Source organism: Streptomyces sp. NPDC048185 (assembly GCF_043202495.1).
GTDB lineage: Bacteria > Actinomycetota > Actinomycetes > Streptomycetales > Streptomycetaceae > Streptomyces.
The window spans coordinates 243,742-258,466 of record NZ_JBIDAN010000005.1; the positions used below are offsets into that span (position 1 = coordinate 243,742).

General features: G+C 73.6%; 15 protein-coding genes. 5 read left to right on the top strand and 10 right to left on the bottom strand.

Going from position 1 to position 14,725, the window contains the following annotated elements; genetic code table 11:
• The first annotated feature begins 182 nt into the window (after positions 1–182).
• Genes ACGF3H_RS17180 through ACGF3H_RS17190 form a run of 3 tightly spaced genes read left to right on the top strand, consistent with a single transcriptional unit; the run spans position 183 to position 3,630 of the window.
• Positions 183–1,511, top strand: a complete 1,329-nt coding sequence (locus ACGF3H_RS17180) for a solute carrier family 23 protein (RefSeq protein WP_362498203.1) — start codon at positions 183–185, stop codon at positions 1,509–1,511.
• Positions 1,508–2,923: an amidohydrolase family protein gene (locus ACGF3H_RS17185; protein ID WP_362498087.1), complete on the top strand. Its 1,416-nt coding sequence runs from the start codon at positions 1,508–1,510 to the stop codon at positions 2,921–2,923. Before ACGF3H_RS17180 ends, ACGF3H_RS17185 begins: the two co-directional genes overlap by 4 nt.
• A complete protein-coding gene (locus ACGF3H_RS17190; protein ID WP_362498090.1) occupies positions 2,920–3,630 on the top strand; it encodes a sulfite exporter TauE/SafE family protein in 711 nt (236 codons plus the stop codon). The genes ACGF3H_RS17185 and ACGF3H_RS17190 overlap by 4 nt, the downstream gene beginning before the upstream one ends.
• Positions 3,631–3,960: 330 nt before the next feature.
• Here ACGF3H_RS17190 and ACGF3H_RS17195 read toward each other — a convergent pair whose 3' ends face one another.
• The 5 genes from ACGF3H_RS17195 to ACGF3H_RS17215 form a co-directional block, all read right to left on the bottom strand.
• A complete protein-coding gene (locus ACGF3H_RS17195; RefSeq protein WP_362498093.1) occupies positions 3,961–5,001 on the bottom strand; it encodes a substrate-binding domain-containing protein in 1,041 nt (346 codons plus the stop codon).
• A 96-nt stretch (positions 5,002–5,097) separates the two neighbouring features.
• Positions 5,098–6,306 carry a bifunctional class I SAM-dependent methyltransferase/NUDIX hydrolase gene (locus ACGF3H_RS17200; RefSeq protein WP_362498096.1) on the bottom strand — a complete coding sequence of 403 codons (1,209 nt, stop codon included), beginning with the start codon at positions 6,304–6,306 and terminating at the stop codon, positions 5,098–5,100.
• Between the two features lie 38 nt (positions 6,307–6,344).
• Entirely contained in the window at positions 6,345–6,815 is a 471-nt protein-coding gene (locus ACGF3H_RS17205; protein WP_362498098.1) for a class I SAM-dependent methyltransferase, read from the bottom strand.
• 291 nt (positions 6,816–7,106) lie between these two features.
• Positions 7,107–8,300, bottom strand: a complete 1,194-nt coding sequence (locus ACGF3H_RS17210; RefSeq protein WP_362498101.1) for a GDSL-type esterase/lipase family protein — start codon at positions 8,298–8,300, stop codon at positions 7,107–7,109.
• Positions 8,297–8,869: a TetR/AcrR family transcriptional regulator gene (locus tag ACGF3H_RS17215; protein WP_362498102.1), complete on the bottom strand. Its 573-nt coding sequence runs from the start codon at positions 8,867–8,869 to the stop codon at positions 8,297–8,299. The genes ACGF3H_RS17210 and ACGF3H_RS17215 overlap by 4 nt, the downstream gene beginning before the upstream one ends.
• Positions 8,870–9,055: 186 nt before the next feature.
• Here ACGF3H_RS17215 and ACGF3H_RS17220 point away from each other — a divergent pair, with 186 nt between their 5' ends.
• The gene (locus ACGF3H_RS17220) at positions 9,056–9,709 is read left to right on the top strand and encodes a TetR/AcrR family transcriptional regulator (RefSeq protein ID WP_362498105.1); all 654 of its coding nucleotides are present in this window, start codon (positions 9,056–9,058) and stop codon (positions 9,707–9,709) included.
• Between the two features lie 89 nt (positions 9,710–9,798).
• Positions 9,799–10,356, top strand: a complete 558-nt coding sequence (locus ACGF3H_RS17225) for a pyridoxamine 5'-phosphate oxidase family protein (protein ID WP_362498107.1) — start codon at positions 9,799–9,801, stop codon at positions 10,354–10,356.
• Between the two features lie 24 nt (positions 10,357–10,380).
• Here the strand turns inward: ACGF3H_RS17225 and ACGF3H_RS17230 are convergent, their stop codons facing one another.
• The 5 genes from ACGF3H_RS17230 to ACGF3H_RS17250 form a co-directional block, all read right to left on the bottom strand.
• A complete protein-coding gene (locus ACGF3H_RS17230; protein ID WP_362498109.1) occupies positions 10,381–10,785 on the bottom strand; it encodes a PGPGW domain-containing protein in 405 nt (134 codons plus the stop codon).
• 363 nt (positions 10,786–11,148) lie between these two features.
• On the bottom strand, positions 11,149–11,910 hold the full coding sequence (locus ACGF3H_RS17235; protein ID WP_362498112.1) for a ZIP family zinc transporter: 762 nt from the start codon (positions 11,908–11,910) through the stop codon (positions 11,149–11,151).
• Between the two features lie 75 nt (positions 11,911–11,985).
• Positions 11,986–12,777: an alpha/beta hydrolase gene (locus ACGF3H_RS17240; RefSeq protein WP_362498114.1), complete on the bottom strand. Its 792-nt coding sequence runs from the start codon at positions 12,775–12,777 to the stop codon at positions 11,986–11,988.
• Positions 12,778–12,868: 91 nt separating this feature from the next.
• Positions 12,869–13,261, bottom strand: a complete 393-nt coding sequence (locus ACGF3H_RS17245; RefSeq protein WP_362498117.1) for a VOC family protein — start codon at positions 13,259–13,261, stop codon at positions 12,869–12,871.
• Positions 13,262–13,407: 146 nt separating this feature from the next.
• Positions 13,408–14,718, bottom strand: a complete 1,311-nt coding sequence (locus ACGF3H_RS17250; RefSeq protein WP_362498119.1) for a VWA-like domain-containing protein — start codon at positions 14,716–14,718, stop codon at positions 13,408–13,410.
• Positions 14,719–14,725: the final 7 nt, after the last annotated feature.

The window sequence follows — 14,725 nt, forward strand, 5'->3', positions numbered from 1 at the left end:
AGACCCGGCCCCCGGCCGGAGCCTCACCGACCCCCGGCCGCGAAGCGGCCGCCCAGCCGTCAGCCGGCCCCGCCGTCGCCTCCGCCGGGACGGCCGGCCACCACTCCGAGGCCGAGAAGGCCGTCCGCCCCGACCGCACGCAGGGTGAGCCCGACCGCGCCGAGGTTCCCGCCCGGCCCGCCGTGCACCCCGTGGACGAGGCGCGCCCCCTGGGCCGGATCCTGCTCTTCGGCATCCAGCACGTCCTCGTCATGGCCGCCACCCCCATCTCGGCGATCTTCCTCATGAGCGCCACCCTCCGGCTCGACGCCGGTCTCACCGTCGATCTGCTCTCCGCCGCCTTCGTGCTCTCCGGCGTGGGCTCCCTCATCCAGTCGCTCGGCGTCTGGAAGTTCGGACCGCGGCTGCCGTTCGTGATGCTGCCGGGCGGGGCACCGCTCATCCTGTTCCTCGCGATCGCCGAACAGCACGGCCTGCGCACCGCCACCGGCGCGGTGGTCCTCACGGCGGCGTTCACCTTCGTCGTCCTGCCGGTCTTCTCCCGGCTGCTCAGGTACTTCCCCGCCCTCGTGATCGGCACCATGATCGTCATCGTCGGCGTCAACCTGGTGAAGGTCGGCGCGGTCCTCGTCACCGGACAGCCCGGCTCGCCGGGCTTCGCCGACCCCGCCGACCTCGGGCTCGGCATGGCGACGATCGGGTTCACCGTCGCCTTCTACCTGTTTTTCAGCGGCGTCGTGCGCCAACTCGCCGTGATGCTCGGCCTGCTCGCCGGCACCGCGCTCGCCGCCGCGACCGGCGCGCTCGACGGGAGCGGCCTGGCAGGCGGCAGCCTGGTGAACCTGCCGCACCTGATGCCCTTCGGCTCACCCCAGTTCAACCTCGTCGCCGCACTGCCCCTGATGCTCTACAGCCTGGCCTCCATGGCCGAGGCGACCGGCCAGACCGTCATCAACGCCGAGGCCGTCGGCAAGGAGATCGACAAGCGGACCGACGTGCCGAAGACCGTCCGCGGGGACGCGCTCACCTCGCTCTTCGGCGGGTTCTTCGGCCTGCCGCTCATGGTCACCAGCGGGGAGAACATCGGGATCGTCCGCGTCACCGGAGTCCGCAGCCGGTTCGTCACCGCCGCGGCCGGCGTCGTGCTCATCGTCATCGGTTTCCTCGCCCCCGTCACCCGCGCGATCAGCGTGATCCCGACCGCCGTCGTCGGCGGCACCGCCATGATCGTCTTCGGCGTCATCACCGTGCTCGGCATCCAGATGCTCGGACGCTCCGACCTGGACCGGCACACCAGCACCTTCGTCTGCGCCGTCGCCCTCGCCCTGGGACTGCTGCCCATCCTCGTCCCCGGCGTGTACGGCGGCTTCCCGGCCAACGTCCGCATCCTCCTCGAGAGCGGCGTCGCCGTCGGCACGTTCGCCGCCGCCGTCCTCAACATCCTTTTCCACCACGTCAGGCCCGGCGTCACCGCCCGCCTGACCTCCGCACGCACAGGAAGCGACCGATGAACCCACCCGACCGTGACGCCCTCGCCCACCCCGGCCCGCTGCTCCTCCTGCCCGGCGCGGTCCTGCTGCCGGAAGGCCCCGCCGACGGCTGGGCGGTCCTGGTCGACGACGGCCGCTTCGAGGCCGTCGGACCGGCTGCCGAGCTGGAGCGCGCGTACCCGCTGCCGCGGACCGTACGGCTGCCCGGCCACCTGCTGATGCCCGGTTTCGTCGACGCCCACCACCACCTCACCCAGAGCTTCGGCTCGGCCCTCGCCTTCGGGGAGCCCTCCGAGATCTTCCGCCGGGTCTGGGTGCCGCTGGAGGGCGCGCTGGACGAGGAGTCCGCCTACACGGCGGCCAAACTGGCGGCACTCGAAGCGCTGCGCGGCGGGTTCACCACCGTCGCCGACGCCGGCACCCGCGCCGACGTCGACGTCGACGTGATCGCGTCGGCCGCACGCGACGCCGGCATCCGCTGCGTCCTCGGGCTGATCTGCAACGACGCGGACGAGCCGGACGGCACCGGCCCGGCCGTCCTCGAGAACGCCGAGAAGCACCTGGCCCGCTACACCGGTGACGCCCTGATCCACCCCTCGCTGGCCGTCTCGATCCCCGAGGCCGCCACCGAAGACACCCTGCGCGCCACCGCCCGGCTGGCCGCCGAGGCCGGGACCGTCGTGCAGATCCACGTCAACGAACACCTCGCCGGAGTGGAACGCTCCCTGGTACGGCACGGACTGCGCCCCCTCGAACACCTGCACAGCATCGGCGCGCTCGGCCCCCAGCTGCTCGCCGCCCACGCCACCCTTCTCACCCCGCACGAACTGACCCTGCTCGCCGACACGGGAACCGCCGTCAGCTACAACCCCGTGGCCAGCGCGTGGAAGGGCAACGCCGTGGCCCCCGCGACGGCCATGGCCGAACGCGGCATCCGCTTCGGGCTCGGTACCGACGGCACCCGCGGCGACGGCTTCCGGCTCGCGGACGCCGCCGAGTTCGCCCAGCGGCTGGCCTACGGGCTGGCGACCGGCGACTCGTCGTGCGGCGCCGGCTGGACGTGGCTGGACCGTGCCACCCGCGGGGGCGCGGACGCCGTCGGTCTAGGCAGGCGTACCGGCACCGTCGCGCCGGGCGTGGCGGCCGACTTCCTCCTCGTCGACGCCGACACACCGGAGACGGCGCTCTCCTGGGACCTGCCCTGGGAACTCGTCCGACGCGGCAACCGGGACCAGATCACCGCCGTCTTCGTCGCCGGCCGGCTGCGCATGTGGCACGGCAGTCCGGTCGGCTGGGACGGGCCCGCACTGGTGAGACGGGCCGCCGAACTGTCCCGCACCACCATGGCCCGGGCCGACGTCACCCGGGTGCACCCCACGTCCACGGCGTCACGGGCGCTGGGCATGTCTCAGGGGCGGAGCACGGCACAGTGAGTACGGAAGTGCTGGCGGTCCTCGGCGTGACAGTGGCCGTCGCCGCCTTCGTCCAGGGCAGCAGCGGGCTGGGCTTCGCGCTGATCGTCGCGCCCGTGGCCGGAATCGTCGACCCCGGACTGGTCCCGGTCTTCGTCCTGGCATCGATGATCCCGCTCAACCTGTACGTCGCCTGGCGCGAACGCGCGTCGCTCGACCTGCGCGGCGCCGGCTGGATCACCGGGGCGCGGCTCGCCGCCACCCCGGCCGGGCTGGCGCTGCTGTGGCTGATCCCGGAACGCAGTCTCGGTCTCTTCGTCGGCGTGGCCACCGTGCTCGCGGCCGTCGTCAGCCTGACCGCGCCCGCGTTCGCGCCCGGGCGGGTCGCGTACGTCGGCGCGGGCGCCGTCACCGGGCTCACGGAGACCGCGACCGGCGTCGGCGGTCCGCCGCTCGCGCTGGTCTACCAGCACCGGCCGCCCGCCGAGCTGCGCTCCACCGTCGCCGCGTGCTTCCTGGTGGGGGAAGTCGCCTCCCTGGTACTGCTGTTCGCGACGGGCAAGGCGCAGGCCGCGGAGCTGGGCCAGGCGACCCTGCTGCTGCCGGCGATCGCCGTGGGCGCCTGGCTGAGCCGACTGGTGCACCATCGTCTGGACGCGCGCAAGATGCGCCTGTTCGTGCTGGTCTTCGCGCTGGTCTCCGGACTGGTCCTGATGCTCGGGGTCTGACGGACCCCCACGGGCCGGCCCCCGGACGGACTCCGGACGGCTTGTACCGGGCCGGCTGTGGACGGCCCGCACTTGACCGGCTCGGGACGACCTGTGCCGGTCCGGCTCCGGCCGGCCTGTGCCGGACCGCTCCGTATGCCGCACACCGGAGCCGGCTCCGGACGGGTCTGTGCCGGGCCGGCTGTGGATGGCCGGTACCGGACCCGCTCGGAACGGCCCGTACCGGACCAGCTCGGGAGGCCTCGTACCCGGACCAGCTCGGGAGGCCTCGTATCGGACGGGCTGGGGAAGCCTCGTACCGGACCGGCTCGGGGCGGACCGTACCGGACTTCAGGTGCGGGCAGCCCGTGCCGACGAGGCCCGCTCGATCACCCGCGGCCGCGGGGACACTGTCACCGACGGGGTGGCGGTGTCCCCGCGCAGTCGTGCCAGCAGCAGCTCCACCGCGTCGGACGCCGCCCGGTCCAGGTGCAGGTCGACCGCTGTCAGGGGCGGCTCGCAGGTACGGGCCCGCAGACCGTCGTAGCGGGTGACGACCATGACGTCGTCCGGCACCCTGCGCCCGCTGTCCCGGATCGCCCGGACCGCGCCCACCGCGAAGGCGTCGACCAGCGCGCAGACGGCGTCGACGTCCGGGTGCTCGGCGAGCAGGGCGGCGCACCGCTCGTAGCCCGCCTCTTCGCCGCCCGACTCGGGCACCCTCGCCACGACCGGCGTCCAGCCGTGCCGCTCGGCGATCCGCTCGTAGGCGGCGAGCGCGTCGACGGACGAGTGCCGCGTACCGGAGCCGACGATCAGCGCCGGCCGCACGGCACCCCGCTCGTGCAGGTGCGCGAGCAGCAGTTCCGCCACCAGATCGCCGTGCAGGTCCACGTACGGGGCGTCCTCGTCCGGCGACACCGGCCTGCCGAGCGCCACATACGGCAGCCCGCGTTCGCGCAGCTGGGCGGCCGCGGCGTCGTCCACCTCGGGCTCGACCACGATGGCCCCGTCGATGTCGACGGAGTACAGCGCGGAACCGGACTGGACGGGCGGCACGAGGACGAGCGCGTAGTCGTGCAGGAGGGCGCTCTCCGCGGCCGCCGCCGCGACCTCCATGTAGAACCCGAGGCGGGACGGCCCGCCCGCCACCGCGAACGGCATGGAGGAGGCCAGTGCGATGGCCTTCGCCTGTCCGCGCCGCAGCCGCTGCGCCCGGAGGTTGGGGCGGTAGCCGAGGTCCGCCGCGGCCTTCCTGACGCGCTCCCGTGTCCGGGGGTCGACCTTGCCGAGCCCGTTCAGGGCGTGCGACACGGTCGTGCGCGACACACCGGCGACGCGTGCGACGTCGGCGATGGTCGGCGGCTTCGGGCCGGGGGCGGAAGTAGCCATCTGCGCGAAGACTCCTCGCTGGCGTGGACGGTTGACGCTGACCATCTTCGCCGACGCGCCGTCCGGCCGGACGGGGTCCCCGGGCCGGGGTTCGGGTCAGCCCGTCCCGGCGGGCCGCGCGGGGAGCGAGGACGGGTCCGCGAACGGCGTGAAATGGGCGGGCGGGTGATCGATGGGAGGCAGGTCGGTGCGCCAGGAGGTCAGGATCTGGGCACTGCACTCGAACAGCCCTTGCGGCAGCGCGTCCAGCGGCCACCAGCGCCACTCGCCCACGCTCTCGCCCGGCTGGTCGCGGGGATCGCCCTGCCAGGCCGCGACGACGGCGCCCACGGTGACGCGCACCACGTCACCGACGTGGTCGACGAGCGTGCCCAGCAGCGTCACGTTCTCGGGGCGGGCGAGCAGTCCGGTCTCCTCGGCCAGCTCCCGCACGACCGTCTCCCGCAGGTCCTCCCCGGCCTCGACGGTGCCGCCGGGCAGCTCCCATGTGCCGTGCCGGTGCCGGCCCAGCAGAAGGCCGCGCGGTCCGAGCACGAGGGCGCCGACGCCGATCGCGGCGTGGGGCGCGGGCGGCCGGTCGGTCCGCGGCCGGCTGGACAGGGTGGTGCCGGGGACCTTGCGGTGACGCCGGGCCCGGATCAGCTGCAGAGCGACGGGGTTGTCCCGGTCCGGGGCGCGGAGGAGTTCGCACCCCTCCACCTCGAAGCCGTGATCGCCCAGCAGTTCCTCCCACAGCCGGGGCGTGAGCACCCACATCATGGTGGGGATGGGCGCCTCCTGCCGCAGCCGGATGAGCTCCCGGCGGGACACCACCTCGTCGGAGGGGCCCAGTCCGTCGGAATCGGTGTGCAGCGCCGAGAAGACGAGGGGTGCGCCGTCGACCAGTCCGTCCCGCAGCGCCGGCAGCAGGTGACGGGGGTCGATGCAGGCGAACGTGCGCAGCCCGTACGCGGCGTCGTACGGCCGTTCCCGCCGCAGGTGCTCGGCGACGTCCGCGCACACGAAGCGGACACCGGGCTCCGAGCCGTGGTCGTCGAGCGCGCGCCGGTGCTGGGTGGGGGACAGGTCGACGCCGTCCACGAGGGCGCCGTACGCGCGGGCCAGGTGGACGGCGTGGTGGCCGGGCCCCGACCCCACGTCGAGGACCCGCTTGCCCCGGATGTCGCCGAGCACCTCCGCTCCCGGGCCCACGCCGGGCCAGAAGCCCCAGTCGATGCGGTCGGGCACGGGAGGCGACCATCCGTGGTCCAGCTGCCGCTGACCGTAGACGGTCCAGCACTGTTCGTGGGCGGGGTCCGTCGTCACGGGCGGCTCTCCTTCATCGGGGGTGGGGCACGGCGCGGTCAGGGCCGCAGGGCGTAGCAGCGGAAGGACGGATCGAGTTCGCTGACACGCACCCTCGACCACCGGGCGGTGAGAAGTTCCACGTCGGCCGCACAGGCGTCCCAGGCCCTGGGCGGCCCCTGCCCGGCGGCGTGCACGGAGGTGACCACCCAGAACACACCGCCGGGCGCGAGGAGCCGGCGCACTCGGGACAGGAAGGCGGGTTTGTCGGCGGCCCAGCGGTAGACGAGCCGGCAGGCGACGACGGCGAAGGCGGAGTGAGGCGGCAGGGCGGGGCCGGCGACGTCGAAGTCCATGACGCGCAGGTCGAGTCCCGGGTTCCGTGCGTGGGCGGCGGCCACGGCGGTGGGGGAGCAGTCGATGCCGGTGGCCCGGTAGCCGAGCCGGTCCAGGTGCGCCGTGAGCTCTCCGTCGCCGCAGCCGATGTCGAGGGCCGGCCGGCCGCGGCCGGCACCGAGATGCCGGCGCATCGCCTCGGCCTCCGCGGCTCGACCGGCCGGTAACGCCGGCCCCGCTGCCAGACGGGCTCCCAGTAGGAGGCGGCGTCGCACGCCGGGTACGGCGTGTCGGTGGACGTCATGACGTCCGGCCCCTCCGCGGCCGGCCGGCGCACGTGCGGATGTGACGGCGGCGGTGGGGCGGTCGCGCGCCCGGTGAGGAACACATCGCCCTGAACCGTCCCCACTTCGGGGCACCGGCACACGTCGCGAGGCCGACGGTCCACGAGTGGCTCCGAGCGGGGCCGGCGACGCGTGACGCGGTCAGCCCGCCGTGGCGGCGAAGGGAGCGCCGTGCCCGAACGCGATCCGCGCGAAGTTCTCGCCGATGCGGCGGTGCCCGGCGGGGTCGGGGTGGACCTCGTCGGGCAGCGGGAACTCGGCGTAGTCCTTCTCGCCGTACAGCTCACGGCCGTCGAGGTAGTGCAGTTGCGGGTCGTCGGACCGCTGCTCGACGATCCGGGCGAGGGTGTCGCGGACGACGTTGAGCGTCAGGCGTCCCGCGGCGCGTTCGGCGGGATCGCCCGTGGCCTTGAACCGCACCGTCCCGCCTTCGAAGTCGGGGGCGAGGGGGCCGGGGGTGTCCTCGTGGACCGGGCACAGGATGGGCGACACGACCAGCAGCGGCGTGGCCGGATGCCCCTCGCGGACGGTGTCCAGGAAGCCGTGCACCGCGGGGACGAAGGCGCGCAGGCGCATCGCGTCGGCGTTGACGATGTTGATCCCGACCTTGAGGCTGATCAGGTCCGCTGGGGTGTCCCGCATGGCGCGGGCGGTGAACGGGTCCAGCAGCGCGCCGCCGCCGAACCCCAGGTTGACCAGCTCCACTTCGCCCCGGCTCGCGGCCAGCGCCGGCCAAGTGGCGGTGGGGTGGGCGGCGTTGGAGCCGTGGCTGATGGAACTGCCGTGGTGCAGCCACACCCGGCGACCGCGGTCCGGCGCCGCCTCGACCGGGGCGTCGGTGCGCAGCGAGATCAGCTCGGTGACCTCCGTGTGCGGGAGCCAGATCTCGACGTCCTTGTCCCGTGCGGGCAGACCGGTGAACCGGGCGGCTCCGGGCGGTCCTTCGCGCAGTTCGGCGCGCTGGGTGGCCATGTCGACGACCGTGCGGACGTTGCCGCCGGCGACGGTGGCCCGGGCGGCGAGGCGGCCGTCGACCAGCAGGTCGTAGACGCCGTCCGCCGGGGCGGGAAGGCCCTGGTAGGCACGCTTGGTGGGCAGGGTGAGCAGTTCGACGACGGTCGCCCGGGTACGGAAGACCAGCCGCACCCCGGAAGGCTGGGCCTCCGCCACGGCCAGTTGGTCGTCGGGGATCTGCCGGCGGGCACTGGCGGGCAGCCGGTGCGGCAGCAGACCTCGCGCGGTCCGTTCGACGTCGAGGTGACCGCGCAGCAGGCCGGCGGTCACGGGTGTGGTGACCCAGTCGTGGTCGGTGTCGGTGGCGCGGTCAGTGCTCATCGCTCATTGCCTTGGCTCCGTAGTAGGGCGTCGAGTGAGTCCAGCATCCAGGCCCAGGACTCCTGCGGGTCGACGGCGGTGTGGCTGAAGCCTCCGGCCGCCTCCAGACTGACGTAGCCGTGGAAGACGCTGCCCAGCATCCGGACCGCGTGCGTCTGGCCCGGTTCCGTCAGGTCGTAGCCGCGCAGGATGGCCCGGGTCATCTGCGCGTGCCGGACGCCGGCGCTGGCGGCCGCCGTCTCGGGGTCGAGCCGGAGCCGGGCGGCGGCGTAGCGGCCGGGGTGTTCCCGGGCGTAGTCGCGGTAGGCGTCCGCGAAGGCCGTCAGGGCGTCCCTGCCGGCCCGCCCGGCCAGCGCGGCGGCGACCCGGTCGGCGAGTTCCTCCAGGGCGAACAGGGCGATCCTCGTCTTGAGCTCGTGAGAGCTCTTCAGGTGCGAATAGAGACTCGCGACCTTCACGTCGAAGCGTCGGGCGAGCGCCGAGACGGTGACCTGGTCGAAGCCGACCTCGTCGGCCAGTTCCGCTCCCGCCCGGGTCAGTCGTTCCGGCGTCAGTCCTGCTCGAACCATGGCGTGCCTTCCCCTCAGCCGAAGGCCATTATGCATCTACCTAATCCTTTTAGGCAATTGCCTGCGACCTTAGGTAGGTGTTGTCCTGGCTGTCGGGGGGACGGCGTCGGAAGGGCCGGCCGCGGCGGTGATAGCTTCTAACGGAACTTTCAGCGTGTACGCAGCTCGACGGGAAGGGCGCGAGCCATGGAGAAGCCGCGGGCGAAGACTCCGCGCGAGCGCTACCGCGCCGAGGTGCGGGCGGAGATCAAGGAACGCGCCTGGGAGCAGATCGCCACGGCGGGAGCGTCCGCACTGTCCCTCAACGCCATCGCCAAGCAGATCGGCATGAGCGGACCCGCGCTCTACCGCTACTACGCGGGACGCGACGACCTGATCACCGAGCTCGTCAAGGACGCGTACCGTGGCCTCGCCGACGCCCTGGGCGAGGCGTCCCGCGCCGGTGCCGGCCCGGAGGGTCTGGCGCACGCCCTGCGCGGCTGGGCCCTCAAGCACCCCCAGCGCTACTTCCTCATCTACGGCACCCCCGTCCCCGGTTATCACGCGCCCGAGGAGACGGTCGCCGTCGCCTCGGAGATGATGGCGATGCTGCTCGACGCCTTCGCGGCTCTGCCGGGGGACAGCCCGTCGAGACCGTTCGACACCCACCTGGCGGACCACCGTTCCTGGGACGGCGGCCATCCCGCCGGTGCCGCGGTCCTCCACGAGGCCCTGGCCTTCTGGACCCGTCTGCACGGGGTGCTCTCCCTGGAACTCGCGGGCCACTTCGACGCCATGGGCTTCGACCCCGCCCGGCTCTTCCAGGCGGAACTGGACGACCTGCTGGCCCGCCGGGCCTGACGTCGTCCGCGGCGCGAAAGCCGCGGACCGCGGCGATGATTCCGGCGTGCGGAACCGGTCCATACGGGGGAGAGGAAAGGAGTTCCGCCATGCCGACACGAACCCACCCCGAGCGGCCCACGACCGAGCTCGACGCCCGTTACAGCTCGGCGCTCCATCCCCGCCCGGGTGCCACGGACGTCACCGCGACCGAGTGGGCTGAGGCCCAGCGGCACCTGGAGGCCGCCGAGATCTTCTGGGTGTCCACGGTGCGGCCCGACGGGCGGCTGCACGTCACCCCCGTGATCGCCGCCTGGCACCGGGGAGTGCTGTACTTCTCCACCGGCGCGGGGGAACAGAAGGCGAGGAACCTCGCCCATGACGGCCACTGCGCGCTGACCACCGGGGGGAACTCGCTCACCCGGGGGCTCGACCTCGTCGTCGAGGGCAGAGCGGAACCGGTTGCCGACCCGGCGGTGCTCGAGGAAGTGATCGCGGCGTACGAGGCGAAGTACGGGCGGCACATCACCTCACCCGAGGGCACCTTCCACGGGATCGGGGACGCGTGCCGCAGGGGGGACGTGACGGTGTTCGCGGTGGCGCCGGACACGGCGTACGGCTTCGGGCGGGACGACGGGGTGTACAGCCACACGCGGTGGGCGTTCTGAGGGCTGCCGCCGCCTTTGGGGGAGTCATCGACGGCCGGCGCGGACGCGGCGGTAGCTCCAGACGAGGAGGGTGAAAAGGACGAGGCCCGAGAGGATCAGGCTCGCGCCCGTGCCCCATCCGGCGAACGGAACCTCGGGGACCAGGCCCCACACCAGGCCCGCGCCGATGAGGCACAGTCCCGCCAGGACGGAGCCGGCGATACGCCACGGCGAGGAGACGCTCTCCTCGACCGCGCGCATCGCCTGCTCGCGGACGGGGGCGACGAACCGGTCCAGCGCCGGTACGGCACGGGACAGCAGCACCACTCCGGCGAACACGAGCAGCAGTCCGGGCCCGGGCAGCACCAGCAGGGCCACACCGACCACCACCAGCACCGCACCGAGAACACCCAGCGCCACTCGCCGGACCGATTCGACGCTTCGCGCCATGTCGTCCCACTCTCCTGAGCTAGCACGGAGGGCCGCACACGGGGGACACGCGTCCCCGCGCGGGCGATGCCACCGCGCCTCTGTTCCCGGTACGGCGGTAAACCATGCCCCTCCGCCGCCGACAGCCGGGTCTGCCGTCGGCCCCGCACGGTGTCCGGCGCGGCCGGCTCGACGCCGCCTGCAGCCCCACCCGGAGACCCCGGCGTGCGACGACCCGTGGCTGCCGGTCACCCGATCGCCACGAAAGCCACCCGCACCGCGGAGCGACATCCGGGCGACGGGTGCCGCGGTGACCGGCCGAGACGCCCCTGCCGCCCGCCGCACGGAGCAGGCCGGCCGCAGGAAGCCGCTCCTCGTCCCGGCTCAGGCGTGGGACAGGGCGAAGGAGACGAGGAAGCCGCTCACCGTGACCAGCCCGATGGCCAGGTGGGCGTCCTCGAAGGCCTCCGGGATCATCGTGTCGGCGACCATGGCGAGGATCGCCCCGGCCGCCACCGCGGTGACGGCGGCGATCACCGCCGGGGAGAAGGTTCCGACGACGGTGTAACCGAGGACGGCGGACACGGTACTGGCGGCGGCGATCGCGCCCCACACCCCGAAGACGTACCCCTTGCTCCGGCCGGACTTCCTCATCCCCGCGGAACTCGACAGGCCTTCCGGCACATTGCTGATGAACACGGCCGCCACGGTCACCAGACTGACCGTGCCGCCGTCCAGCAGGCTCACCCCGATCACGGCCGACTCCGGGACTCCGTCCAGGAGTGCCCCGAGCGCCAGGGCGAGCCCCGAGCCGCCCTGCTGGGCTTCGGACGGCTGCGTGTGCGCCGTGTGGTGGCCGGAGCGCTTGCGGTGCCGGGCGCCGCGGCGGGCGAGCCACAGGTTGCCGGCGGTGTAGGCCACCGCGCCGAGGATGGTCCCGATCGCGGCCGGAGCCAGCCCGGCCTGGTCGTAGGCCTCACCGATGAGCTCGAAGGAGACCGCTGAGATCAGCACGCCCGCACCGAACGCCATCACCGTGGCGATCACCTTCTGCGGCACCCGCACCCCGAAGCCGACCGCCGCCCCCAGCAGCAGTGCCGAGCCGGCCAGCAAACCCCACAGTCCCGCCTCAACAACCTCGATCATTCCCTGCCGGTACCCGGCCGCGCCGCGACGACTCCGTCGCCCCGATGAAACCGAGTGCGCCGCGGGGGACGTGCGTCAGGGAGCCGGGGCCGGGGCGCGGCGGATGGGCATCATCGTCTGGACCGGGTCCTGCGTCAGATGGTCGAGGATCAGCCGGTTGACGAGTGCGGGCTTCTCCAGCGGGACCAGGTGGGAGGCCCCGGGGACGACGGCCAGCTGCGACTCGGGGACCGCGCGGTAGAGGGCGGTGGTGTGCTCCAGCGTCATCATGTCGTCGTCGCCGACGAGGACGAGCGTGGGTGCCTGGACGCGGGCCAGGTCCTCGGTGGTGAGCGCCGGCTGGGTGCGCCACATGTCGGTCAGCTTCCCGGCGACCGCCGGCCAGTGCTCCGCGCCGTCCGGTGAGACGGCCACGTACAGCTCACGGAAGAACGCGAGCTCGGCGCTGTCCGGCGTCATCGCGTCGAGCATCCCCGGCTCGGCGAAACACTCGGGGCCGGGACGGAAGTTGGCCCCGATCAGCACGACCTTGCGCACCAGGTCGGGCCGTGCGGCGGCGACGAGCAGGGCGACGACGCCCCCGTCGCTCCAGCCGACCAGATGGGCAGCACCCCGCACGACCGCCTCGAGGAAGTCCACCGTGTCGTCGGCCATGTCCTGGTAGGTGAGCGGTCCCTCGACGTCGGGGGTGTGCCCGTGCGCCCGCCGCTCGGGAAGGAAGAGGCGGTACGCGGCGGCCAGGTCGGCGCGCTGCGCTCCCCACGTGTCGTTGGTGCAGAAGCCGCCGTGCAGCAGGACCAGCGGATCGCCGGTCCCCTCGGTCTCGTACCACGTCCTGACCCCAGGAAGGTCCGCGTAGTCGCCCATCGTGTCCCGGCCCTCTCCGGCTGCTGTCCTCGCGGATCCAGTCTCAGCCGCGGCCCGGACGCCCGCAACAGCGTGCCCGGGGCCGGGCCGCCTACTGCGCCTGCGTCACGATCTGGATCAGGTTCCCGCAGGTGTCGTCGAAGACGGCGGTGGTGACCGGGCCCATCTCCAGCGGCTCCTGGGTGAAGCGGACGCCGAGGCCGCGCAGGCGCTCGTACTCGGCCCGTACGTCGGCGACGGCGAACTGGGCGAGCGGAATGCCGTCCCGGACGAGCGCGTCGCGGTAGGGCGCGACGGCGGGGTGGCCGGCGGGCTCCAGGAGCAGTTCGGTGCCCTCCGGCTCGTCGGGCGAGACCACGGTCAGCCACCGGTCCTGCTCGCCGACCGGTACGTCGTGCCTCTTCACGAAGCCGAGGATCTCCGTGTAGAAACGCAGGGCCTTCGTCTGGTCGTCGACGAAAACACTGGTCAGGCGGATCTTCATGGGGTGCTTCCCTCCGGTTCGGATGTGTCGGGCACGGCCGCCGCTCGGTGACCCGCCGCGGCGGCGCCGTGTCCGGGCCTGGCCCCTTTCCGCCCTGCCCAGGCGGGCCCGAAGGCCACGGCGAGCATCATGCCCGTCCGGACCCGTCAGCCCAAGGTGACGACACGCGCCCAGGGCGGAGGTGCGTCCGGGACGTAGCCGGGATCGTCCTCGTCGAGGCCGTCGGCCGGTCGGGGGAACAGACCCACCACCGTGCGGCAGGGAGGCTGCGCGGACGGCCATGGCGTCTGGCCGTCCGTCAGCGCGACGATCACGTCCGGGCGGGGCCGGGACCGCAGCGCCCGCGCGAAACCGGAACGCAGGTCCGTTCCGCCGCCGCCGAGCAGCTCGATGTTCTCGGCGCGGCAGAGCGGAACGGCGACGCCCGCAGCGGCGTCGCAGGAGATCACCGAGACCAGGTCGCGCCGCCCGCCCACCGCCTGTGCGATCGCCGCCACTTCCAGCAGCGCGCTGCCCAGCTCCGCGTCGCTCACCGACCCGGAGGTGTCGATCACGACGCAGACCCGCGGCGGCGTCCGGCGAAGGCTCGGCAGCAGCACCCCGGGCAGGCTCGCCGAGCGCCGGGACGGACGCCGGTAACTGTGATTCTCACCCACCCCCGGTCCGCCGGCCGCCGAACGGACCGCCGACCCGAGCAACTCCCGCCACGGCTGCGGCGGATGGAACGCCTCGTCCGCCCAGCGGCGCCACCCCTCCGGCGCGTCACCGGGACGTCCCTTGATCCCTTCGGCGACCCGGAAGCGGACGGCGTCCCGCTGCTGCCTGCTCAGCCCGTGTGCGCCGTCGGGTCCCAGCTCCCAGGGCCGCTCCTGCCCGTCGGCGCCGCCGCCGCAGTCCAGCCAGGCCAGGTCCGAGGCGAGCCCGGACATCGACGCGGTCCGCAGGTACTCCTCCATCAGCAGGCCGGAGGGCAGCCGCAGCAGCGACGGCAGCACCGCGCCCCGGGGCCTGGGCAGGCCGTCTCCGTAGATGTCGTCGTTGATCTCGAAGTCGGCGGCGATGTTCCGCCGCAGCCGCTCGCCCGGCCCGTGCTCCTCGTGCCGGCGCGCGTACCGCTCGCCCCGCCCGTGGTGGTCCCGGAGCAGGTGGGAGACCTCGTGGACCCAGACGCCCGCCAGTTCCGCCACGGGCATGCGGGCCACGAAGGCCGGCGAGACGTAGCAGCGCCAGTGCGCGTCCACCGCCATCGTCGGCACCGACGGGTCCTCCACCACGTGCAGCGCGAAGAGCGCGTCGGCCAGGTAGGGGCGGACCTTCACCGCGTGCAGGCGGGCGGCCAGCAGCTTCTCCGTGTCCAGCCGGAGTCCCGGCCGGCCGGTCGCCTCCCCGGTACCGGTCCGGGGCCAGGACTCCGGCAGCGTGGCCCGGACCGGACGCGGTGGCGCGATCGGTGGCATCGGGTAC